This window comes from Micromonospora sp. NPDC049274 (genome assembly GCF_040678875.1).
GTDB lineage: Bacteria > Actinomycetota > Actinomycetes > Mycobacteriales > Micromonosporaceae > Micromonospora.
The window spans coordinates 310,140-331,993 of sequence record NZ_JBFAQS010000006.1 but is presented as its reverse complement, the minus strand read 5'-3'; the positions used below and the strand labels follow the sequence as shown (position 1 = coordinate 331,993).

Annotated in this window: 18 protein-coding genes; 7 read left to right on the top strand and 11 right to left on the bottom strand. The window is 73.9% G+C overall.

Annotated features, from left to right (window positions below):
- Nucleotides 1-35: 35 nt before the first annotated feature.
- Nucleotides 36-1,481 (bottom strand): alpha-amylase family protein, encoded by a 1,446-nt coding sequence (locus tag AB0K10_RS14610; RefSeq protein ID WP_363683448.1) that lies wholly within the window; start codon nucleotides 1,479-1,481, stop codon nucleotides 36-38.
- Nucleotides 1,482-1,754: 273 nt separating this feature from the next.
- Here AB0K10_RS14610 and AB0K10_RS14605 point away from each other — a divergent pair, with 273 nt between their 5' ends.
- Genes AB0K10_RS14605 through AB0K10_RS14590 form a run of 4 tightly spaced genes read left to right on the top strand, consistent with a single transcriptional unit; the run spans nucleotide 1,755 to nucleotide 6,428 of the window.
- Nucleotides 1,755-3,416: a hypothetical protein gene (locus tag AB0K10_RS14605; protein WP_363683446.1), complete on the top strand. Its 1,662-nt coding sequence runs from the start codon at nucleotides 1,755-1,757 to the stop codon at nucleotides 3,414-3,416.
- Entirely contained in the window at nucleotides 3,413-4,879 is a 1,467-nt protein-coding gene (locus tag AB0K10_RS14600; RefSeq protein ID WP_363683444.1) for an NADH-ubiquinone oxidoreductase-F iron-sulfur binding region domain-containing protein, read from the top strand. The genes AB0K10_RS14605 and AB0K10_RS14600 overlap by 4 nt, the downstream gene beginning before the upstream one ends.
- Before the next feature lie 41 nt (nucleotides 4,880-4,920).
- Entirely contained in the window at nucleotides 4,921-5,538 is a 618-nt protein-coding gene (locus AB0K10_RS14595; RefSeq protein WP_363683442.1) for a thioredoxin-like domain-containing protein, read from the top strand.
- On the top strand, nucleotides 5,535-6,428 hold the full coding sequence (locus tag AB0K10_RS14590) for a cytochrome c biogenesis protein CcdA (protein ID WP_363683440.1): 894 nt from the start codon (nucleotides 5,535-5,537) through the stop codon (nucleotides 6,426-6,428). The genes AB0K10_RS14595 and AB0K10_RS14590 overlap by 4 nt, the downstream gene beginning before the upstream one ends.
- Nucleotides 6,429-6,448: 20 nt before the next feature.
- Here AB0K10_RS14590 and serS read toward each other — a convergent pair whose 3' ends face one another.
- The 5 genes from serS to AB0K10_RS14565 all read right to left on the bottom strand — a co-directional run bounded on the left by serS (nucleotide 6,449) and on the right by AB0K10_RS14565 (nucleotide 11,981).
- Nucleotides 6,449-7,732, bottom strand: coding sequence for a serine--tRNA ligase (gene serS / locus AB0K10_RS14585; protein WP_363683438.1), 1,284 nt, complete (start codon nucleotides 7,730-7,732; stop codon nucleotides 6,449-6,451).
- A 93-nt stretch (nucleotides 7,733-7,825) separates the two neighbouring features.
- Nucleotides 7,826-9,070: a MerR family transcriptional regulator gene (locus tag AB0K10_RS14580; protein ID WP_363683436.1), complete on the bottom strand. Its 1,245-nt coding sequence runs from the start codon at nucleotides 9,068-9,070 to the stop codon at nucleotides 7,826-7,828.
- 25 nt (nucleotides 9,071-9,095) lie between these two features.
- Nucleotides 9,096-10,343, bottom strand: a complete 1,248-nt coding sequence (locus tag AB0K10_RS14575; RefSeq protein WP_363683434.1) for a saccharopine dehydrogenase NADP-binding domain-containing protein — start codon at nucleotides 10,341-10,343, stop codon at nucleotides 9,096-9,098.
- Nucleotides 10,344-10,392: 49 nt separating this feature from the next.
- On the bottom strand, nucleotides 10,393-11,541 hold the full coding sequence (locus AB0K10_RS14570; RefSeq protein WP_363683432.1) for an alcohol dehydrogenase catalytic domain-containing protein: 1,149 nt from the start codon (nucleotides 11,539-11,541) through the stop codon (nucleotides 10,393-10,395).
- Nucleotides 11,538-11,981 carry a hypothetical protein gene (locus tag AB0K10_RS14565; protein ID WP_363683430.1) on the bottom strand — a complete coding sequence of 148 codons (444 nt, stop codon included), beginning with the start codon at nucleotides 11,979-11,981 and terminating at the stop codon, nucleotides 11,538-11,540. Before AB0K10_RS14565 ends, AB0K10_RS14570 begins: the two co-directional genes overlap by 4 nt.
- Nucleotides 11,982-12,117: 136 nt before the next feature.
- Between AB0K10_RS14565 and AB0K10_RS14560 the strand changes: the two genes are divergently transcribed.
- The gene (locus AB0K10_RS14560; protein WP_363683428.1) at nucleotides 12,118-15,189 is read left to right on the top strand and encodes a LuxR C-terminal-related transcriptional regulator; all 3,072 of its coding nucleotides are present in this window, start codon (nucleotides 12,118-12,120) and stop codon (nucleotides 15,187-15,189) included.
- Nucleotides 15,190-15,223: 34 nt separating this feature from the next.
- Here AB0K10_RS14560 and AB0K10_RS14555 read toward each other — a convergent pair whose 3' ends face one another.
- The 3 genes from AB0K10_RS14555 to AB0K10_RS14545 form a co-directional block, all read right to left on the bottom strand.
- The gene (locus tag AB0K10_RS14555) at nucleotides 15,224-15,772 is read right to left on the bottom strand and encodes a thioredoxin domain-containing protein (RefSeq protein WP_363683426.1); all 549 of its coding nucleotides are present in this window, start codon (nucleotides 15,770-15,772) and stop codon (nucleotides 15,224-15,226) included.
- A complete protein-coding gene (locus AB0K10_RS14550) occupies nucleotides 15,769-16,266 on the bottom strand; it encodes a redoxin domain-containing protein (RefSeq protein WP_363683424.1) in 498 nt (165 codons plus the stop codon). Before AB0K10_RS14550 ends, AB0K10_RS14555 begins: the two co-directional genes overlap by 4 nt.
- A 125-nt stretch (nucleotides 16,267-16,391) precedes the next feature.
- A complete protein-coding gene (locus AB0K10_RS14545) occupies nucleotides 16,392-17,078 on the bottom strand; it encodes a BON domain-containing protein (RefSeq protein ID WP_363683422.1) in 687 nt (228 codons plus the stop codon).
- Nucleotides 17,079-17,499: 421 nt separating this feature from the next.
- On the opposite strand from AB0K10_RS14545, the gene AB0K10_RS14540 reads away from it, so the two are divergent.
- Nucleotides 17,500-20,220: a cellulose binding domain-containing protein gene (locus AB0K10_RS14540; RefSeq protein ID WP_363683420.1), complete on the top strand. Its 2,721-nt coding sequence runs from the start codon at nucleotides 17,500-17,502 to the stop codon at nucleotides 20,218-20,220.
- A 180-nt stretch (nucleotides 20,221-20,400) separates the two neighbouring features.
- Here the strand turns inward: AB0K10_RS14540 and AB0K10_RS14535 are convergent, their stop codons facing one another.
- Together AB0K10_RS14535 and AB0K10_RS14530 are read right to left on the bottom strand one after the other, a co-directional pair.
- Complete coding sequence (locus AB0K10_RS14535) at nucleotides 20,401-20,808, bottom strand: hypothetical protein (protein ID WP_363683418.1); 408 nt, start codon at nucleotides 20,806-20,808, stop codon at nucleotides 20,401-20,403.
- 139 nt (nucleotides 20,809-20,947) lie between these two features.
- Nucleotides 20,948-21,088 (bottom strand): hypothetical protein, encoded by a 141-nt coding sequence (locus tag AB0K10_RS14530; RefSeq protein WP_234589220.1) that lies wholly within the window; start codon nucleotides 21,086-21,088, stop codon nucleotides 20,948-20,950.
- Nucleotides 21,089-21,487: 399 nt separating this feature from the next.
- Here AB0K10_RS14530 and AB0K10_RS14525 point away from each other — a divergent pair, with 399 nt between their 5' ends.
- The gene (locus AB0K10_RS14525; RefSeq protein WP_007463546.1) at nucleotides 21,488-21,850 is read left to right on the top strand and encodes an STAS domain-containing protein; all 363 of its coding nucleotides are present in this window, start codon (nucleotides 21,488-21,490) and stop codon (nucleotides 21,848-21,850) included.
- Nucleotides 21,851-21,854: the final 4 nt, after the last annotated feature.

Here is a 21,854-nt window from a genome sequence, read left to right as displayed (position 1 = left end):
GCCCCCGGTTCGCCGATACCCGGGGACCCCGACGCTCAGACCCGCGCGCCGATGTGGATGGCCACCGCGTCGTGCGCCGGCACGCTCGCGGCGAACCAGCCGTTGCCGTCCACGGTGATCACCGGCCCGCTGCACGTGCCGCCCGCGTACGTGCCGTGGATGACGTCGCAGTACCGGCCGGCGGGCAGCCCGGTGTAGTACGAGCGGCCGTTCACGGCGGAGTCCTCGTCGTTGAGCGTGACGAAGCCCTTGCCGCCGCGGCTGAACGCGATGTGGTTGTTGCCGTTGTCGTACCAGTTGGCCATGGCGGCACCCTCGGTGGCGTTGCGGAAGCCGACCATGTTGGCGATCACCGGCCAGCGGTGCTCGCACTCCCAGCCGGAGTAGCAGGTGGTGTTGAGCGTCTTGTTCGCGCCGTCCGAGGGTGGGCCGGCGTCGCGGTCGCTGAAGGTGTAGCTGGACATGACCGTCGGCGAGCCGTACGGCCAGGCCAGCATGAAGGCGTTCGCCAGGGCGTAGATGCCCCGGTCGCGGTAGGTCAGCACGCCGCTGCTGTCGCGCTGAGTGTCGTGGTTGTCCACGAACACGGCGGCCGAGCCGGTGGGCAGGTGCCCCCAGCCCTCGCCGAAGTTGCGCAGGTACGCCAGCTTCTCTGAGCGGAACACCCGGGCCAGGTCCTTGCCGTAGCGGAACTCGTGCACGTCACCGTTGCCTGTGTACTCGGTCGGCTGGACCGGCTCGCCGGGGCCGTAGATGACCTCCTGCACGACGTACGCCGAGCGGGACAGCTTGCCCTTGATCGCGGCGATGTCGGCGGCCGGCATGTGCTTGCTGGCGTCCAGCCGGAAGCCGTCCACGCCGAGGGAGAGCAGGTCGTTGAGGTACGACGCGATCTTCGTGCGGACGTAGTCCGACTCGGTCCTCAGGTCCGACAGGTTGACCAGTTCACAGTTCTGCACCTCGTACCTGTCGTTGTAGTTGGCGATGTCGTCGCCGCCGTTGCGCCCGCAGTGGTGGAAGTCCTGGGTCTGGTAGATGCCCGGGTAGTCGTAGTGCGCGTACGACGAGCCGGCCCAGCCGGTGCCCCCGTTGTCCTGACCGGACATGTGGTTGATGACGGCGTCGACGAGCACCTTGACGCCTGCGGCGTGGCAGGTGTTCACCATCGACTGGAACTGGGCCCGGGTGCCCTTGCGGGACTCGATCCGGTAGCTGACCGGCTGGTACGCCAGCCACCACTGGTTGCCCCGCACGTGCTCCTGCGGGGGCGAGACCTGGACGTAGCCGTAGCCCTTCGGGCCGAGCGTGCTCTGGCACTCGCTGGCCACCGAAGGCCAGTTCCACTCGAAGAGCTGGACGATGACCTTCTTGGCGCCGGACGGGCTGGCGGCGGCCGGGGGCGCCGTCGCGGTGAGGGGGACGAGCAGGCTGGCGACCAGGCCGAGGGCGAGGATCGCCGAGCCGCGTCGACGTCGGTGCATCGGGACTCCTGACGGGGAGCGGGGGTGGGGCGGGGGTGGCGGTGCGGTGGGGGAGCGCAGCGGCTGCTCGAATCTTGCAACCCATGCTGAAATTTGCCGAAAGGTTACAAGCGTGTTGCAACGGCTGTCAATGCATGGACGGCGGTCGCTGTCCACGGTGGCCGCCACACGCGTCCCGATGCCTGTCGGTTCGATCCGGCCCAGAAATTTCCCGCCCCGGGTGATCCGCTCGCCCCGCCGGCCCGTACTGGATGGGGGAGCAGGGGTCGGCCGGTGGTACGCCGCCGCGAGACGATCGAGGAGCAGATGGCCCGGGCAAAGCAGAACGAGAAGGCCACCGAGGTCCGGACCAGCACCAGCAGTCGGGGGGTGCGGACCCGGTCGCGCTCGGCGACGACGTTGCTGATCGCGTCCGTCCTTGCCGGACTCTGGGCGGCGACCATGCTGACCGGCGCCGGCCAGACGGCGTACGCGTACGGCTTCTTCTTCACCGAGTTCTTCGCCGGGGTGGTCGCCCTGGTGTCGTTGAGCCTCACGGTGATGCTGGGCCTGCTCGCCACCGACCGCCTGGTGCTGAGCATCTCGCACCGGGTGCTGATGCAGTCGGCGCACCGCGCCACGGGCGTCCTGGGCGCGGCCGGGCTGCTCTTCCACGTCCTCACCAAGATTGCCACCGGCCGGGCGGCGGCGACCGACTCACTGGTGCCGTTCGTCGGCGGCAGGGGCCTCTACGTCGGCCTCGGCACGGTGGCGGCCCTGCTCATGGTCAGCGTGATCTGGACCGGCATCATCCGGGCCCGCTTCGCAGGCGTCGGTCCGAAGTGGCTGTGGCGGTCGCTGCACTCCACCGCGTACCTCGCGTGGCCGTTCGCGGTGCTGCACGGCCTCAACGCCGGTCGGGCCGCGAAGTCCTGGGTGGTGCTCAGCTACCTCGCCTGCATTCTGTTCGTCGTGCTGGCGCTGCTGGTCCGACTCTCGGTCACCATCGGCCGGCGCAGCCGGGAGCAGCACCAGGCCGCCGTGCGCAACGCGGTGCTGGCCGGGCGGGCCACCGAGGAGGGCCGCGGCCGGTCGCTGCTGGCCGGCCTGAGCCGCCGCCGCGACACAAGCGAGGACAAGCGCCCGGCCTGGGCCGAGGCCACCACCGCCACCTGGACGGCGCCGGCCGGCCCGCGGCGGCGCGACCCCGAGCGGTTCACCGTTCCGGTGGTGCCCGAGCCCGGTTCGCTCGCCGAGCCGGCCCGGCCCACCCGACGGCGGCGCGACGAGGCGCCGGCGGCCCGGCAGGACGCCGACCGGCCGACGCGTGGGCGGCGTGACGAGACGGAGACCACGACCCGCCGGTCGAGCCGGCGTAGCGTCGAGGAGGAGGAGGTGGCGCCGGCGACCCGGCGGCGCACGTCGCGCACCCGCGACCGGGACGAGGAGACCGCCCCGACCCGGCGTCGTCGCGCCGAGGAGCCGGCCGCCGAGCGGAGCAGCCGCCGATCCCGCTCCGAGGACGAGGGCACCCGGTACTCGGCGCCGCCCCGACGGGCCGTCGAGGAGCCCGAGGAGCCGTGGGACAGCCCGCGCCGCTGGCAGTCCGCCGAGCCGATCTCCGCCGGTCCGATCTCGGCGAGCCCCATCTCGGCCGGTCCGATCTCGGCGAGCCCCATGTCGGCCGGCCCGATCTCGGCGGCGCCGCGCAGCGGCAGCGGCCGGCACAGTGCCGAGGACGACCTGCCGGAGGAGCCGGACTACTGGCGTCCGCCGGCGCGGTACGTCCCCGAGGAGGTGCCGCCGCCCGTCGACGACACCCCGACCCTCGTCGACCTGGCGTCGCGGCGAGCCCGCCGGGCCGCCGGCGAGGGCCGGTCCGCGAAGCGCCGCAAGGCGAGCGCGGACGCCGTGGACGGGGCGTACTGGGCCGGGCTGCGGGGTGAGGCGAAATGATGCGGACCGCCGTACCACCTGTCGCCTGTGTGGGCGAACCCCGGCTGACCGCCGGCTTCGCCGAGTACGGCCGCCTCGACCTGCTCGCGCACGAGGAGGTGCACGGGCCGATCGGCCCGATGGAGCCCGCGCAGCTGCTCCGACTCGTCGAGGGCATGCAGCTCAAGGGCAAGGGCGGGGCGGGCTTCCCGTTCGCCCGCAAGCTGCGCGCGGTGCTGGAGTCCTGCGAGCGGCAGGACCTCGCCGCCGTGGTGGTCGTCAACGCCAGCGAGGGGGAGCCGGCCAGCTGGAAGGACAAGGTGCTGCTCACCCGCGCCCCGCACCTGATCCTCGACGGCGCGGCGCTTACCGCGTACGCGCTGGACGCCGAGGAGATCGTGATCGGCGTGGCCGACGACGGTGTCGGGCGGGACTCGCTGATGGAGGCCCTCGCGGAGCGCCGGATGCCGGTGCCGACAACCATCGTCACGGTGCCGCACCGGTTCATCTCCGGCGAGGGCGGGGCGCTTGTCAACGGCATCAACGGACTGCCGCACATCCCCCCGGGCACCAAGAAGCGCTCCAGCGACTCCGGCGTCAGCGGCCTGCCCACCCTGCTGTCCAACGCAGAGACGTACGCCCAGCTCGCCGTCGGCGCGCGGCTCGGCCCGTACGAGTACGCGGCCCTGGGCACCGACGACGAGCCGGGCACCGTGCTGCTCACCGTGACCGGCGCGGCGGGCCGTCCGGCGGTGGTGGAGTGCACGGCCGGCATGCCGTTGCGCGACGTTCTCGACCTGTGCGAGGTCCCGGACGTCCAGGGCATCCTGATGGGCGGCTACCACGGCAAATGGATCACCCCGGAGGCGGCGGAGAAGGCCGAGGTCTCCCGCAAGGGCCTCGCCGCGGTCGGCGGCACCCTCGGCGCGGGCATCATCATCCCCATCGGCGTCGACACCTGCCCGCTCGGTGAGGCCGCCCAGGTGGTGCGCTACCTGGCCGGGGAGTCCGCCGGCCAGTGCGGCCCGTGCAAGATGGGTCTGCCGGACCTGGCCCGCGCGGTCGACCTGGCCGTGGCCGGCAGCCAACCGGCCGACGTGGTGCGGGCCGCCGCCGGCGAGGTCAAGGGCCGGGGCGCGTGCAGCCACCCGGACGGCACGGCCCGTTTCGCCCTCTCCGCGATCGAGGTCTTCGCCGACGACCTGCGGTTGCACAGCACCGGTGACGGCTGCGGCCGGCGGGTCAAGGGCGTCATGGGGCTGCCCGGCGCGCCCGACCCCAACCCGCAGAAGCTCACGCTGGACTGGTCCCGCTGCGACGGGCACGGCCTCTGCGCGCACGTGGTCCCGGACTTCATCCGGCTCGACGGCAACGGCTACCCGGCGTTCCCGGCCACGCCCGTGCCGACCTGGCTGCGCGAGGGCGCCCTGAAGGCCGTCAAGGTCTGCCCGGAACTCGCCCTTCGCCTCGCGAAGGCCGAGTAGGGAAGGGCACTGACCACCACACCTGCCGAACGGAGCTGCGGATGCGCAAGCCGATCGGGCGGACAGCGGCGGCGTACGCGCCCCGCGCCGCCATCATGGGGGCGCTCGTCGCGGCCCTGCTCGCCACGGCGTCCTGCACCGGCACGGTGCCGCCCGACGCCACCGCCGCCGGGACCGCGCCGGCCCCGACCAGCTCCCCGGCCACCCCGGCTGCCCCGGCGACCGGCTCGCCGTCGGCCGCGCCCGCCCCGGTCCCGGACACCCTGCGCTTCACCGGGACCACCCTCACCGGCAGCGCGTTCGACGCGACGCGACTGGCCGGCCGGCCGGTGGTGCTGTGGTTCTGGGCGCCGTGGTGCGCCACCTGCGCCAGCCAGGCGTGGACGGTGGCCGAGATCGCGCCCCGCTACCGGGACACCGTGCCGATCGTCGGCGTCGCCGGGCTGGGCGAGCAGCGGGACATGAAGAACTTCGTCAGCGAGTTCGACCTCGGTGACATGCCGCAGATCGACGACCGCAAGGGCACGCTCTGGAAGCGGTTCACGGTGACCGAGCAGAGCATCTTCGTGATCATCGATCGGGACGGCAGGATCGTCCACCAGGGCTTCCTGGACGGTGAGTCGCTCACCGCCCGCGTCGCCGCCCTGGCCGGGGCGTGACCGCCCCGCTGCTGCTCGCGCTGACCGCCGGCATGCTCGGCGCGGTCAACCCGTGCGGCTTCGCGTTGCTGCCCGCGTACCTCTCGCTGTTGGTCGCCGGAGCGTCGGACGCCCGCGGCGCGGTCGGCCGCGCGCTCACCGCGGCGGCCGGGCTCACAGTGGGGTACGTGGTGGTCTTCGGCGCGTTCGGCCTGGCGCTCGCGCCGCTGGCCGGCTGGCTGCGCCCCCGGCTGCCGTGGCTGACCGTGGCGCTCGGTCTGCTGCTGCTGGTGGCCGGCTGCTGGCTGCTCGCCGGTCGGCGGCTGCCCGCTCCCGGCTGGTCGGCCCGGGCGCCCCGGCTGACGAGGTCCTGGCCGTCGATGGCGCTGTTCGGCGCGGCGTATGCGCTCGCCTCGCTCGGCTGCGCCATCGCACCCTTTCTGGCCATCGTGGTGACCAGCCTCCAGGCCGGCTCGACGGGGCGCGGGCTGGCCCTGTTCGGCGCGTACGCCCTCGGGATGGGTCTGGTGGTCGCGGTCGCCGCGCTCGGCGTGGCGCTGCTGCGCGACGGGCTGGTGGCCCGGCTGCGTGTCGCCGGCGCGTTGGTGCCCCGGCTCAGCGGCCTGGTGCTGCTGCTCGCCGGCGGCTACGTCGCCTGGTACGGCTGGTACGAGCTGCGGCTGGCCGCCGGCCACCGCGACGCCCGAGGCGACCCGGTGATCCAGGCGGCAACGAAGGTCCAGCAAACCCTGGCCGACACCGTGGACACCCTGGGCCCCACAGTGCTCCTGGCCATCCTGGCAGCCCTACTCCTGGCAGCCCGACTCCCACGGCGCCGCACGGCGCCTCCCGGCGTCTCCCGCGTCGATCATGAAGTTATTGCCGCGACACGCCGAGGTGAGGGGCAATAACTTCATGATCAACGGCCGGATCAGCGCGGGGTCAGGCGGTCTGTTCCCAGGCGGTCCTGAAGGACCTTGGGGATCAGGACGCTGCCGTCGGCCTGCTGGTACTGCTCCAGGATGGCCGGGAAGAGCCGGCTCGTGGCCAGCGCCGAACCGTTGAGCGTGTGCACGAACCGGGTCTGCTTGGCGCCCGGCTCGCGATAGCGGATGGCCGCCCGGCGGGCCTGGTAGTCGCCGGCCCAGGACACCGACGACACCTCCTTGTACTTGCCGGTGCTCGGCATCCACACCTCGATGTCGAGGGTCTTCTTCATCGAGGCGCTCGCGTCGCCGGCCGACAGCAGAGTGCGCTGGTAGTGCAGGCCCAGCCCCTCCACCAGGCTCTCCGCGTGGGCGAGCATCTCCTCCAGTGCCGCGTCGGCCTGCTCCGGCAGCGTGAACTGGAAGATCTCCACCTTGTTGAACTGGTGGCCGCGCACCGTGCCGCGCTCGTCCGAGTGCGACCCGGCCGACTCCCGCCGATAGCAGGGCGTGTACGCGAATGCCTTCAGCGGCAGCTTCGTGGTCTCCAGGATCTCGTCCTGGTACGCGCCCAGGATCGCCGTCTCCGACGTGGGCAGCAGGAACTGTCCGCGTGGCGCGGAGTCGGCGTCCAGGTGGTAGACGTCGTCGTAGAACTTGGGGAACTGACCGGCGGCGAAACCCGCCGAGTCGAGCAGCAGGTGCGGCGGGAGCAGGAACTCGTACCCGGCCTTGATGTGCTGGTCGACGAAGTAGTTGAGCAGCGCCCACTCCAGCCGCGCGCCGACCCCCGTGTAGATCCAGAAGCCGGAGCCGCCGAGCTTGACCCCGCGCTCGTAGTCGACCAGACCCAGCGCGCGGGACAGCTCCACGTGATCGCGGACCTTCTCGATCACCGGCGGCTCGCCGAAGGTCTTGACGACCCGGTTCGCCTCCTTGCCGCCGGGCAGGACGTCGTCGCTGGGCAGGTTCGGCAGCTCGCTCATCGCGTCGCGCAGCCGGGCCTGCACCTCGTCCAACTGGGACTCCAGGTCGGCGAGCTGCTTACGCTCCGCCTCCGGGGCGGCGACCTGCGGCTCGGTGCCGGCGCGCTTGGCCTGCGCGTACGCGCGGGCCTCGGCCTTGCGGCGCTGCCGGTCGGCGTCGATCTCCGTGATCAGGGCGCGTCGTTCCTGGTCGAGTCGCTGGATCTCGTCCAGGGCCCGATCGACCTCGGCGGGATCCAGACGCTTCGCCAGCGCGGTCGCCACCGCCTCGCGATCCTTCCGGATCAACTCCATGTCGAGCATGCTGCTCCGTACGCCTCCGTCCGGGGTTCACTGAACCAACAGATGTTACCGTCGCGCACGTTTCCACCCCACTACGGGGAGCGCGACCGGTTTCTACAGCCGGATCGGCATCAGCACGGAGAAGGTGTCCTCGTCGTCGGGCCGCCGCACGGCCAACGGGGCGATGGGGCCGTCCACCTCCAGCACCAGTTGCGGGCCGCCGGCCGCGTCCAGCGCGTCGAGCAGGTAGCGGCCGTTCACCCCGAACCGCAGCCCGCTTCTCCGCTCCGCGTCCGGATCGGCCGTGGACAGCTCCGCGGCCGGGTCGGCCATGGACAGCTCCGCGGCCGGGTCGGCCATGGACAGCTCCGCGGCCGGGTCGGCCGTGGACAGCTCGGCGGCCGGGTCGGCCGTGGACAGCTCGGCGGCCGGGTCGGCCGTGGACAGCTCGGCGGGGTGCAGCAGGCGCAGGCCGCCGGAGTCGTCGAGACCGAGGACGGACACCGCCAACGGCGTGCCGGCGTACTCGCGGGCCAGCGTGGGGGCCGCCGGGTCGCGCAGCGCCGCGCGCAGCGCCACCACGTCCACCGGGATGCGGTACGCGGCCGGCCGCTCGCCGACCGCCTCGCGCAGCAGCCGACGGTAGTCGGGGAAGTCGTACGGCAGGGCGGTGCCGGTAAGCGTCCGACCGACCACCTCGGCCCGCAGGTCGACGCCGGCCACGGTGAGCCGCACCGGCCGGGCATCGGCGGTGTCGAGCAGCAGGCGCAGCCGGTCGACGAGGTCCACCGGCACGAGCACCCGCGCGGGCGGCCCGTCGACGACCGCGCCGGCCCGGGCCAGCGCGAGCCGGTGCCTGTCGGTGGCTACCAGCCGCACACCGTCCGGCTCGACGTCGAGCAGCATCCCGGACAGCGCCGGCAGCTCCGGGTCGACGCCGACGGCGAAGCGCACCGCGTCGAGCGCGGCTGCCAGTTCGGCGGGGGAGAGCAGCAGCGTGGTCACCGTCGTGGGCGTGGGGTCGACCAGGGCCCGGAGCCGGACGATCTCGCGGCGGGCGTCGGCCAGCCCGTCGGCCAGCCGGCGCAGGTGCGCGTCGAGTAGTCGGTGCACCTCGGCAGGCTCGGCGCGGGCGGCGGCGGCGATCTCGGGCACCGGCATGCCGACCCGACGCAGCCCCGCGACCAGCCGCGCCGGGCCGATCTGCTCGTCGGTGTACCAGCGGTAACCCGTCACCGGGTCGACCAGGGCCGGCGTCAGCACCCCCGCCGAGTCGTAGAAGCGCAGCGCGCTGACGGTCAGGCCGCTGGCCCGGGCCAACTCGCCGATGCTGTGCAGGTCGCTCACCACGTCGGGCATCCTGCCCCCTCGACCTGGTCGAGGGTCAAGCCGCCGGCTCCGCGTCCCGTGTCGCCGCGTCCGGTTTGGCCGCCGCAGGCGGCGTCGGGGCGCTCTCGTCCCGCTTCAGCACCCGGAAGGTGAGCCCGGCCCGGACCAGCCGGTCCAGCAGCGCGTCACCCATCGCGGTGACCGGCGTGAGCTGGCCGGCGGTCGGCGGCAGGTCGTCGAGCGCCAGGCACAGCGCCGACTCGGCGAGCATCTTCGCCGTCTCGTCGTAGCCCGGGTCGCCGCCCGCGACCTCGGTGACCACGTGTCGCCCGCCGCCGGTGCCGACGAACCGGACCCGGAACCAGGACGACGCCCGCCGCTGCGGGGTCGGGCCCTGCCCGGAGGCGAGCCGCCCGAGCAGCCACCGCCGGGTGGGCGGCACCTTCACCAAACCGACAAGCGCGCCGAGTCCCACCGCGCTGACCAGCACGGTCGGCAGCCGCTTCACGGCGGCGAAGTGCCGGTAGCGGAAGTCCGGGCCGTACTCCGGGCGGGCCGCAGCCGAACGCCTGATCACCTGCGGGTCGATGGTCGGCAGCGGCACGGTCCAGATGCCCAGCTCCGTCGAGCGGGCCAGCTTGCCGGGCACCGCCCGGACCCGACGGTCGGTGGGGCGCGGCTCGACCGCCCGGCGGGCCCGGGCGGCCCGGCTGGCCTCCCCGGTCCGGGCGAATGCGGTGAGCGCGGAATGGTACGTCCCGGCGGAGAATCGGCCACCGGCGCGTACGTAGCCGTCGACGGTGATCGGGACGTCGGCCGGCAGTTGCTTGACGGTGAACCAGACGCCCAGGTCGTGGGGGATGGAATCGAACCCGCAGGCGTGCACCAGCCGAGCGCCGGTGGCGGTCGCCTCGGCGTGGTGGCGGACGTACATGAGGTCGACGAACTCCGACTCCCCGGTGATGTCCAGGTAGTCGGTGCCGGCCCGGGCGCAGGCCGCGACCAGGGGCTCCCCGTGGTGGACGTACGGGCCGACGGTGCTGGCGACCACACGGGCGCTCTCCGCCACGGCGCGCAACGACCCGGCGTCGGTCACGTCGGCGGTGAGCAGCGGCAGGTCGCCGAGCGTGGGATCGATCGCGGCGAGCCGGTCGCGCACGGCGGCGAGGCGATCCGGGTTGCGCCCGGCCAGCGCCCACCGCAACCCGGGCGGCGCGTGTCGGGCCAGGTACTCGGCCGTCAGCCCGCCGGTGAAGCCGGTCGCCCCGAACAGCACCACGTCGTACGCCCGCTCGCCAGCCATTCCCCGAGTCTGCCACCCGCCATCGCCCAGCGCTGATCGGGAACGCCTGTCACGGCGTGAACACGGCCCGGACGCAGCCGTCGGCGCGGTCGCGGAACAGCGCGTACCCGCGGGGGCCGTCCTCCAGCGGCAGCCGGTGGGTCGCCAGGTGCTCGGTCCGCAGCTCGTCGCGGGCCATCCGGTGCAGCAGCATCGGCACGTCCCGCAGGTCCGGTCGGCGCGCCCCCCGCACCGTGAGCCGCTTGTCGGTCACCGCGCCCAGCGGAAACGTGTCCACGTGCCCTTCGGCCCCGCCGAGCACCACCACCACACCGTCCTTGCGGCAGGCGTGCACCGCCTCGCGTACCGCGTCCGGGCGGTCGACGTCCCGGCCGGCCAGCCGATCGACCACCGACCGCGTCGGCGGTACGCCCACCGCGACCACGCACACGTCCGGGCCGCGCCCACCGCTGCGCTCCCGCAGCTCCGCCGCGACGTCGGTGCGGCGGTAGTCCAGCGGGTCCGCCCCGGCGTGCCGCTCGGCCATCCGCAGCCGGTCGGCGTACCCGTCGACGACGAGCACCCGGGCGGCGCCGCGCAGCGTCGCGGCGCGAGCGGTCACCTGACCAACCGCGCCCGCGCCCCAGATCGCCACCACGTCGCCGGGCCGCACCTCGCCCAGCTCGGCCGCCAGCCAGCCGGTCGGTGCCACGTCGGCGGCGAACAGCGCCCGGTCGTCGCCGACCGCGTCCGGCACCCGGAAGGCGCCCACGTCCGCGTACGGCACCCGGACGTACTCGGCGTGCCCGCCCGCGAAGCCGCCCGCCGCCCGGGGCCGGCCGAAGCAGCCCACGTCGGAACGCCCCCGGTCCGGATCGACGCTCGCCACGTCGGGGCCGCCGTTGTCGCAGCAGGAGTGCCGTCCCCGGCGGCAGTACCAGCAGCCGCCGCAGGCCACACTCGCGCCGACCACCACCCGGTCGCCGACCCGGTGTCGCCGGACGGCGGGACCGGCCTCGACCACCTCGCCCAGGAACTCCGCCCCCAGCACGTCACCGGTGCGCAGCAGCGGATCCCGACCGGCCAGCAGCGGCAGGTCGCCGCCGCTGGTGGCGCTCTGGCGGACGCGGATGATGACGTCCCGCTCGTTACGCAACTCCGGGTCGGGCACCTCGCGTACCGCCAGCTCGTCGGCGGCCACCCAGCACAGCGCCCTCACCCGCGGACCGTCCGGCGGTCCAGCGCCGAGCGGTCCGCGCGCAGCACCTCGCCGGCCTCCACGCGCTGCTTGACCTGGCGCAGTGTCCGGCGGACCAGCAGCCGCGGGTCGTCACCGACCAGATGCGCGGTCAGGCCGGCCGCCGCGGCGGCGTCGGCCAGCGGGCGGGCGGCCAGCTCGGTGCCCCGATCACCCGGCGCCGGCCGCGTCCGCACCTCGACAACGCCGTGCAGCTGGCGCAACGGCTCCGGCCACCGGCCGTCGGGAAGGACCTGCTCCGGGGGTCGGTCCACCGTCACGACCTCCCAACCGGCCGCCGCGTCGCGGTCCGCGCCGGGTCGGCCGCGCCTTCTGGGTACGCGCGCCAGCCGTGCCGCCCCGACCCGCGCACCGCCGCCGATGGCGGCTCTCGCCCGCGCCAGTCGTCTGATCGGTCCCATCGGTCCTCCCGGTCCACGTCCCCCGATCGTCTGTCGCGCCCGGGTGAAGCGGGCTCGCCCGGAAGGGGTGAACCGGTTCCCGCCGGGTAACCGCTCGCCGACCGGGGGTGGAACGCGTCGGTGGGGGTGGGGCCGGGTGCCGGAACAGCAGGATCGCGCGCGGATCGGCACGGCACCCGAACGCCGGGAGGAGCAGCGGCCCCTCCTGGCGTCCCGGCTGACCCCGACCGTGCCGCCCGAGCCGGTGGTGGCCCGGCCCCGCCTGCTGCGCCGCCTCGACGAGGGCGGCGCCGGGCCGGTCACCCTGGTCGCCGCGCCCGCCGGCTGGGGCAAGACCACGCTGCTCGCCTCCTGGGTCCGGCTGACCGAGCCCGGGCCCGTGTCCTCGCCGGCCTGGGTTTCGGTGGAGGCCGGCGACGACGGCGACCGGCTCTGGGCGTACCTGGCGGCGGCGCTGCGCACCGCCACCGGGGCGGCCGACGACGACCTGGTGACACCGCTGCCCACCGGCCCGCCACGCCCCGACCAGCTGGAACTCCTGGCGGCCGGGCTCGCCGCCGCCGAGCAGCCGGTGCTGCTGGTCCTGGACGACCTGCACCGGATCACCGACCCGGCAGCGCTAAGGGGGTTGGAGTTCCTGCTGCGGCACTCCGAGCAGCGGCTGCACCTGGTGGTCGGGGCGCGGGCCGGGCTGCCGTTGGCCCTGCACCGGCTGCGCCTCGCCGGTGAGCTCACCGAGATCGGCCCGGACGAGTTGGCCTTTACCGACGACGAGGTTGCCGACCTGCTGACCGCGCACGGCGCGCCACTGCCGGCGGCCGCGGTGCGTCGGCTGCGCGAGCGCACCGGGGGCTGGCCGGCAGCGCTGCGGATCGCCGCGCTGGCGTTGCGCGATCAGCCCGACCCGGAGCGCTGGGTGGGGCAGTTCGGCGGCGACCAACCGGAGATCGCCGGCTATCTGCACGAGGAGGTCCTGGCCGCCATCGACCCGGCCGACCGGGACCTGCTGCGCCGTACGGCCCTCGCCGAAACCGTCTGCGCCGACCTGGCCGAGGCCTTGACCGGCCGCGCGGACGCCGGGCGAGCCCTGGCCGACCTGGCCGGGGCCGGCGGCCTGCTGCACCCGGAGGGCACCCGCCCGCCCTGGTACCGCTGCGACCCGCTGCTCGCCGACCTGCTCCGCGCCGAGCTGGCCCGCCTGCCCGCCGACGAGGTGCGGGAGCTGCACGCGCGGGCGGCCGACTGGTACTCCGGCGCCAACCGCCCGGTCGACGGGCTGCGGCACGCCCTCGCCGCCGGTCGGTGGAACCTGGCCGGCGACCTGTTCGTCGCGCACTGGCCCGAGTTGACCCGCTACGACAGCGATCCGGTCACCGAGGCGTCATCGTCCCCGCCGCCGTCCCCGCCGCCGGAGGTGGTGCGCACCGACCCGGAGGTCGCCCTGGCCTGCGCCGCCGAGCGGGCGTACGCCGGTGACCTGCCCGCTGCCGCCGGCCACCTGCGCACCGCCGCCGGGTACGCCGGCGCGCTGCCCGTGCCGCGACGGGACCGGTTCCTGCGGTTGGCCACGGCCCTGGAGCTGACAGTGGCCCGGCTCGCCGGTGACCTGCCGCAGGCACGTGCCGCCGCCGCCCGGCTGCTGCGCACCCGCCCGACCGACGGCTCAGCGGATCGTCAAGCGTCGCCGCCGGAGCGCGCGCCAGCCGGCTCACCGGATCGTCAGGCGTCGCCGCCGGAGCGCGCGCCAGCCGGCTCACCGGATCGTCAGGCGTCGCCGCCGGAGCGCGCGCCAGCCGGCTCAGCGGATCGTCAGGACGCCCTGGTTCCGGCGCGTGCGGAGGCGGGCTCGGCGCAGCGTCGGGCGGCCGGTATCGCCACCGGCTCGGACGCCGACGACGCCGACCTACGGGCCTTCACGGGCACCGCGCTCGGTCTGGTCGAGCTGTCCGCCGGCGGGCTGCCCGACGCGCGGTTCGTCCGGGCTCGGGCCGCGGCCCGGGAGGCCGGTCGGCCGCGCACCGAACTCGTCGGGGCCAGCCGGTCGGCGCTCCTGCTCGCCGTTCGCGGTGACCTTCGCGCGGCCGAGCTGGCGGCCCGCGACGCGCTGGGAATGCCGCCCTGCCGGGGCTGGTCCTGCCGGCTCGACTGCGGCTACGCGTACCTGGCGTTGGCGGTCGTGGCCGTGCATCGTGACCAACCCGAGGAGGCTGCCGCGAACCTCGCTCTCGCCGCCCCGGCAACCGGCGCTGCCGCCGCTGCCAGGGTGGCCGGCGCGGCGGGCGCTGCGGCCATAGACAACGCGACCAACGCGACCGGCGCGACCGGGGCGGTCGAGGCGCGCGGCGCGGACGGCTTCGCGGGGACGGTTCCGCCCGACCGGTCCGGACCGGTCGGGGAGCCGGTGGCGGCGGCGGTCTTCGCGCTGTGTCGCGCGTTGCTGGACCGGGACGCCGGCGACCCGGCGGCCGCCCAGCGGCTGCTCGCTCGCGCCCGGGAGGCCCTGCCCGACGGCCCGGCCGCCGCCGAACTGTCGAGTCTGGTGCGGGCGGCCGAGATCGAGACGCGGGCCGAGCGAGGTGATCTGGACGGCGCCCGGGACCTTCTGGCCGGTGTCACCGGCGACGCGGCCACACCGGCACTCGACGTGGCCCTGGCCCGGGTGGAGTTGCGGGCCGGCGATCTGGGCGCCGCCGAGCGGGTGCTGCCGGACTGGCAGGCCCCGCCCGCCGCCGCCTGGCCCCTTCCGGTACGCCTGGACGCCGGCCTGCTGGAGGCGGTGCTCGCCGAGCGGGCCGGGGACGGACGCCGGGCCGGGCGCGTCCTGGAGCAGGTGCTGGACCTGGCCGGCCCGCAGGGCTGCCGACGAGCGTTCACCAGGGCTCAGCCGTCGGTGCGGGACCTGCTGGCCGCTCACCTGGACGCGGGAACCGCGCACTTCTCGCTTGTCAGCGACCTGGTCCGGGGGGTCGAGGAGAGCGCCCCCCGTCCGGCGGTCGAGCCCGGTGGCCTCCTCGACGAGTCGCTCACCGAGCGGGAGCTGACGATCCTGCGGTACCTGCAGAGCATCCTGTCCAACGTGGAGATCGCCGCCGAGCTGTCGCTGTCGGTCAACACGGTGAAGACGCACGTACGCAACATCTACCGCAAGCTCGGCGCGACCCGCCGGCGCGAGGCGGTCCGGCGGGCGCGCGAGCTGCGGCTGATCTGAGCGACTCACGAGCCGCCCCGATCGGCCGCCACGGTCAGGCGTTCGCCGCCGCGTCCACGGCCGCCAGCAGGTCGGGCAGGTCGTACCCGCCGTCGTGCCGAACGTCGTTGACGAAGAGCGTCGGCGTGCCGTTGACCCCACTGCGGATACCGCCGACGAAGTCCCGGCGGACCCGGTCGGCGAACGTCCGTCGCTCCACCTCGCCGTTCAGCTCGTCCGGCGGCAGCCCGAGCTGCTCGACGCCGAGCGAAAGGTGCACCGGGTCCAGTTGGTCCTGGTGCTCGTACAGCCAGTCGTGCATCTCCCAGAACTTCCCCCGCGCCGCTGCGGCCTCCGCCGTCTCCGCCGCCCGCTCGGCGTACGGGTGGACGTTCGCGATGGGAAAGTAGCGGTAGACAAGCCGTACCGTGTCGGCACGCTGACGCAGCAACTCGTGCAGGTTCGGGTACGCGGCGCCGCAGAACCGGCACTGGAAGTCGCCGTACTCGATGACTGTCACCGCGGCGTTGGACGGCCCGCGGACGTGGTCCTCGACGGTCACCGGCTCCCGGAGCCGGGCGGTGACCTGAAGTGGGGTGGTCATCCGGCCATCACCTTTCGATCGCGAGCGAGGTTGTCCAGCGCGTCGAAGATTCCGTCCGCGCCCGGGTTGACGTCGGGGGCCGACAGGTAGCTCCACGCCACCGTCCCGGCCTGGTCGAGCACCACCAGCGCGCGGGCCGCCTCGCCCCGCGGGGTGTACGCGCCGTACCGGCGGGCCACCTCACCCTTGGGCTCGAAGTCGGACAGCAGCGGGAAGGTGATGCCCTGGCTCTCGGCGAACGCCCGGTGCGACCAGACGCTGTCCACCGAGATGCCGAGCACCATCGCCTGGTACTGGTCGAACACCGGTGCCGCCGCCTGGTAGAGCGACATCTGGTCCCCACAGACGGGGCTCCAGTCGGCGGGGTAGAAGGCGAGCACGACCGGGCGACCCCGGAACTGCTCGGGGCCGGTCTGGCGCCCGTCCGGAGTGCTCGGCAGGGTGAAGCCGGGCGCGGGGCGCCCGGGTTGGATCAGCCCGTTCGGATCACTCATGCACCCAGCCTGCTCCCGGGACGGGTGAGGCCGGCTCACCCGTCCCGGGTGGTTCCGCGCTGCGGTGGCGCTGACGCCACCTCGTCCGGCGTCTGCCAGCCGGCGTTGACCCGACAGCCGTCGGCTCAGCGCAGAACCGGTGCGACAGCGATGTGGTTCTGGACCTCCCGGACGCCAGGCGCGGACCAGGCCACCTGCTCCACCTCGGCGCGTTCGGGCATCGAGTGCACCAGTCCGGCGAGTACGGCCGTGTCGCCGTGCACCCGGACGGTGATCCGCTCGGCCTCGGTGGCGCCGGCTCGGGCCAGCGCGTCCACGATCCGACCGGCCAGGTTCGCGCCGTCCGGCGGCGCGCTCGGCCGGACGGTGATGCCGTTGCTCACCCCACGCACGCCGGTGAGCCGGCCGACCGCCCGTTCGGCGGCCCGGCGCTGGTACTCCCACTCGACGTCACCGTGCAGCGTCACCCAGCCGGCCGAGACGGTGACCTGGAGTTTCTCGATGGGCACGAACGCGTCCCACTCCAGCGCGTTGCCTGCCGCGGCGGCCAGGTCCGGGTCGGTGCGCTCGTCGCTGCCGGACAGCTGCACGGTCAGGTCGTTGGCGACCGCCCGGACCCCCACCACCCGGTGCGCGGCCCGTTCCCCGGCCCACTTCTTCGCGTAGCTGTCCACCCGCCCGGTCAACGTGACGACGCCCTCGGCGACGGTCACGCCGATCTCGTGCGGCTGCACCCGGGGTTCCCAGGTCAACTCGTCGAGTACGGCGGACTGGATGTCCTGGTCGGTACGCGTGATCGTCGCGATGGCCATCGGCCCTCCCTCCGCTGCGTGCACTGGCTGGCGGACCGGGTGACGACCGTGGCCGGCAGGCCCGCCGGGATCCGATCGTGCCGTTCACGGGGGTGAGCGGGCCTCACCCGATGCGGGCGACTGACCCACCGGACCTGCCCGCGCTGCCCGTCGACCGGGTACGGCCGTCGATGATGGGAGCGCTTCCATAGCGGCGTCGAATCGGTTAAGGTGAGTAAGTTCCTCGATTGCGGGAGCCTCGCGTCGGGTGGTTGGAGCCAGGGCAAGCTCCGATCCGTCCCCCGCGTCGTCGTCCGTCCCCCGGGCCACGACGCGCCACGTTCGGTCGATCCGTCTCCGCGTCGGCGTGCCCGTCCCCCGGGCCACGACGTCACAGTGGTCGATCCCGTCTCCCGGGTCTCCACCCCGAGAGGAACCACAGATGCCCAGATCAATGACCGGCGCTCTCGTGTCGGCGTTGGCCGTCGCCACGGCCGTCGTGGCGGTCCCCATCACCGCCGCGGGCTCGGCGCCGGCCCCGGCCGCCGCCGAGGCGTACACCTGGCGCAACGTCCCGGTCGGCGGCGGCGGCTTCGTGCCCGGCATCGTCTTCAACCCCACCGAGAAGAACCTGATCTACGCCCGGACGGACATCGGCGGGGCCTACCGCTGGGAGCAGTCCAGCCAGTCGTGGACGCCGCTGCTCGACTGGGTCGGCGCGGACCGTTGGGGCTACAACGGCGTGGTCAGCATCGCCACCGACCCGGTGCAGACCAACCGGGTGTACGCGGCGGTCGGCATGTACACCAACGGCTGGGACCCGAACAACGGCGCGATCCTGCGCTCGACCGACAAGGGCGCCACCTGGCAGGCCACCGAGCTGCCGTTCAAGAACGGCGGCAACATGCCGGGCCGGGGCATGGGTGAGCGGCTGGCCGTCGACCCCAACCGGAACAACATCGTCTACTACGGCGCCGAGGGCGGCAACGGTCTGTGGCGCAGCACCGACTACGGGGCGACCTGGGCCCGCGTCACCGCCTTCCCCAACGCCGGCAACTACCGGGCCGACCCCAGTGACCCGAACGGCTACAACGGGCAGAACCAGGGCCTCACCTGGGTCAGCTTCGACAAGAGCACCGGCGCCGCCGGCTCCACCACCCAGACGATCTACGTGGGCGTGGCGGACAAGGAGAATCCGGTCTACCGCAGCACCGACGGCGGTGTCACCTGGTCGCGCATTCCCGGGCAGCCCACCGGCTACCTGGCCCACAAGGGTGTCGTCGACCCGGTCGGCGGTCACCTCTACATCGCCACCAGCGACACCGGCGGCCCGTACGACGGCGGCAAGGGCGACGTCTGGAAGTTCACCCGGTCGACAGGCGCCTGGACGCGGATCAGCCCGATACCCTCCACCAGTGCCGACGACTACTTCGGCTACAGCGGCCTGACCATCGACCGGCAGCACCCGAACACGCTGATGGTGGCCACCCAGGTCTCCTGGTGGCCGGACGCGATCTTCTTCCGCAGCACCGACGGCGGGGCGACCTGGACCCGGATCTGGGACTTCACCAGCTATCCCGAGCGGTCCCGCCGCTACACCATGGACATCAGCTCGGTGCCCTGGCTGACCTTCGGCACCAACCCCGCGCCCCCGGAGTCCACGCCCAAGCTCGGCTGGATGAACGAGTCGGTCGAGATCGACCCGCACGACTCCAACCGGATGATGTACGGCACCGGCGCCACCATCTACGGCACCACCGACCTCACCAAGTGGGACACCGGCGGTCAGCTCACCCTCCGGCCGATGGTCCGCGGCCTGGAGGAGACCGCCGTCCTCGACCTGGTCAGCCCGCCCAGCGGCGCGCCACTGATCAGCGCGCTCGGCGACGTCGGCGGGTTCCGACACACCGACCTCGACAGCATTCCGTCGATGCTCTTCACCCAGCCGGTCTTCACGAGCACCACCAGCCTGGACTACGCCGAGAGCAAGCCGGCCGTACTGGTACGCGCCGGCAGCTTCACCGACGCCGACCGGCCCAACGACAGCCACGTCGCCTTCTCCACCGACGGCGGCGCGACCTGGTTCCAGGGCACCGAGCCGTCCGGGGTCAACACCGGCGGCACGGTCGCCGCCGCCGCCGACGGCAGCCGCTTCGTCTGGGCGCCCGGCGACGCCGGCCAACGCGTCGTCTACGCGGTCGGCTTCGGCAACTCGTGGTCGCCGTCCGCCGGCATCCCGGCCAACGCGATCATCGAGGCCGACCGGGTCGACCCCAACCGGTTCTACGGCTTCAGCGGCGGGCGGGTCTACCTGAGCACCAACGGCGGCGCGACCTTCACCGCCACGGCGGCGACCGGCCTGCCCACCACCGACGTCCGGTTCAAGGCGCTGCCCGGCAAGTCCGGTGAGCTGTGGCTGGCCGGGCCGGGCGGGCTGTGGCGCTCCACCGACTCCGGCGCCAGCTTCACCAAACTGGGCGGCGTCAGCGCCTCCGGCAACGTCGGCTTCGGCAAGGCGGCGCCCGGCCGGACCAACCCCGCCGTCTTCCTCTACGGCACGGTGGACGGTCAGCCCGGCGTGCACCGCTCCGACGACGGCGGCACGACCTGGGTACGCATCAACGACGACCGCCACCAGTACGGCAACCCGACCGAGGCGCTGACCGGCGACCCGCGTGTCTACGGACGTGTCTACCTCGGCACCAACGGTCGCGGCATCCTGGTCGCCGACCGCACCGGCGGTACGCCGACCACGCCGCCCCCGACCACGCCGCCTCCGACGACCCCGCCTCCGACGACGCCGCCCCCGACGACGCCGCCTCCGACCACGCCGCCTCCGACCACGCCGCCCCCGGCTGGTGGGTGTGCGGCGGCCTATCGGGTGACCGGCTCCTGGTCGGGCGGGTTCCAGGCCGAGGTGGTGGTCAGCAACCCCGGCACCCGGCCCATCGCCGGCTGGACGCTGGGCTGGACCTTCCCCAACGGTCAGTGGATCAGCCAACTCTGGGGCGGCACCCACACCCAGACCGGGGCGGTCGTCTCGGTCGTGGACAGCGGCTGGAACGGCGCGCTCGGCGCCGGCGCCAGCACCACGATCGGTTTCCTCGCCTCCTGGACCGGCAGCAACGCACCGCCGGCCACCGTGACCTGCACGAGTCGCTGACCCGGTGGCCCGGCGTCGTCCGGGTCACCCGAGAACACCGGTCCGCCGGGGCTGCCTGAGGGGTCCGGCACCCCGGCGGACCGGCCCCATCCCGGCCGCCGCCACCACCACCCACCGAACACAGCGAGCGGGCCCCGTCGACCAGCAAGGTCGGCGGGGCCCGCTCGGGGTGTCGGGGAGCTAGTCGTCCAGGCCGACGGGGGAGTTGGGGCGGTCGACGTCGACGAACTCGACGTCGTCGACCGCGCGGTCGTCCCGGCTGCCAGCGGCACGGGCAGCGGAGCCGACGGCCCAGCCGACCGCGGCGCCGACCAGCGCGGCCCCGATCAGCAGCGTCCACGGCAGCGCCGGTTGGCGCCCGGCGAGCGCGTCGAAGGCGCGCGAGGCCCGACGCCGGGCCTCCTCCGCCGCGGAGCCCACCAGGTCGCCCGCGCCGTCGGCGAGGTCACCGCCGCTGCGCCGCGCCGAACGGGCGGTGTCCCGCACGCTGTCTCCCGCGGAGCCGACGGCGGAGAGCAGGTGCTCCCACGCCTGGTCCGCGATCCGCTCCGGCTTGCTGCGCCGGTCCAGCAGGTTGGTTCCGAACATCGTGGTTACCTCCTCGGGTGCCGAAGCCGCCGGCCACTTCGGACTTCGGCGTCTGTCCAGCGCGGCACGGTTCGCTCACTCCGCAGTGCCCCGGGCCGACCGGGCGCAAACCCACCTCGGGCGCGGCTCGGCGGCTTCCTCAGCGCACCGCCACCACGGCCGCGCCGCGGGCGAAGTCGTCGTCGTCGTCGTCGTCGTCGTCCCCGCCGCCGAAACCGCAGGCCAGAACGAGGGCGAGCAGTACGCCAACCCCGGCCAGCCCGGCCAGTCGCTTGATCATCGAAGGTCCTCTCCGTCACGGTGGGTGTCCCGGGCCGATGCTAGGTGGCGCTGGCAACCGTCCGGCCGGATCCGACCGGCGCCGTCGGGGACCATGGTCCGACACGCCGGCCCCGTACGGGGGCCGGTGTCCGGGGCGCGCCGCTTGTCGGGCGTGTCAGGCGTCGACCGTTACCCTGGTCCGGCGACGCGATGGTTCCGACTGATCGCGGAGTGGGCAGATAACGAAAAGTATTGAATGATCAGATGCCGAAAAGTGGGGATATGGGCGACTTTGTGCGCCCGGATCCGTGAATTGCTCATCCCGAGGGGTGGCGACCGAGGCCGTCGGAGGAATACTCTCGGTCGCGGCCCGCGTACTGATGAGGCGCCCGGGGGACGGGCGGGTGGAGGTGCTCGCGTGAGCCTGTCGATCGTGAAGTCGGTCCTGTCCGGTGGTGTGGTGGAGATCGCCCCTCGGGGCGAAATCGACGTGGACACAGCGTACGAGGTGCGTGAAGCGATCGCGGAGGTGCTGGCCAAGAGCCGCCCGCTCCGCATCGAGCTGAACATGAGGCTGGTCACCTTCATCGACTCCGTCGGCATCAGCGCAATGGTCGCCGGCTTCCAGACCGCCGAGGTCAGCGGCGTCAAGCTGGTGGTCACCGAGCCGAGCCGGTTCGTGCACCGTCAACTCTGGGTGACCGGTCTGCTCGGTCTCTTCGGGGCGCCGGAGCCCTACTTCGCCGGCGCCGCCACCCCCGAGGTGCTTCCCGGCGCCTGAGCGC

Bases quoted from the DNA above. Each gene is read 5' to 3' on its own strand.
- AB0K10_RS14535 (WP_363683418.1), bottom strand. From the start codon at position 20,808: ATGTTCGGAACCAACCTGCTGGACCGGCGCAGCAAGCCGGAGCGGATC.
- AB0K10_RS14545 (WP_363683422.1), bottom strand. From the start codon at position 17,078: ATGGCCATCGCGACGATCACGCGTACCGACCAGGACATCCAGTCCGCC.
- AB0K10_RS14580 (WP_363683436.1), bottom strand. From the start codon at position 9,070: ATGCCCGACGTGGTGAGCGACCTGCACAGCATCGGCGAGTTGGCCCGG.
- AB0K10_RS14550 (WP_363683424.1), bottom strand. From the start codon at position 16,266: ATGAGTGATCCGAACGGGCTGATCCAACCCGGGCGCCCCGCGCCCGGC.
- AB0K10_RS14530 (WP_234589220.1), bottom strand. From the start codon at position 21,088: ATGATCAAGCGACTGGCCGGGCTGGCCGGGGTTGGCGTACTGCTCGCC.
- AB0K10_RS14565 (WP_363683430.1), bottom strand. From the start codon at position 11,981: ATGGGACCGATCAGACGACTGGCGCGGGCGAGAGCCGCCATCGGCGGC.
- AB0K10_RS14595 (WP_363683442.1), top strand. From the start codon at position 4,921: ATGCGCAAGCCGATCGGGCGGACAGCGGCGGCGTACGCGCCCCGCGCC.
- AB0K10_RS14610 (WP_363683448.1), bottom strand. From the start codon at position 1,481: ATGCACCGACGTCGACGCGGCTCGGCGATCCTCGCCCTCGGCCTGGTC.
- serS (WP_363683438.1), bottom strand. From the start codon at position 7,732: ATGCTCGACATGGAGTTGATCCGGAAGGATCGCGAGGCGGTGGCGACC.
- AB0K10_RS14540 (WP_363683420.1), top strand. From the start codon at position 17,500: ATGCCCAGATCAATGACCGGCGCTCTCGTGTCGGCGTTGGCCGTCGCC.
- AB0K10_RS14575 (WP_363683434.1), bottom strand. From the start codon at position 10,343: ATGGCTGGCGAGCGGGCGTACGACGTGGTGCTGTTCGGGGCGACCGGC.
- AB0K10_RS14600 (WP_363683444.1), top strand. From the start codon at position 3,413: ATGATGCGGACCGCCGTACCACCTGTCGCCTGTGTGGGCGAACCCCGG.
- AB0K10_RS14555 (WP_363683426.1), bottom strand. From the start codon at position 15,772: ATGACCACCCCACTTCAGGTCACCGCCCGGCTCCGGGAGCCGGTGACC.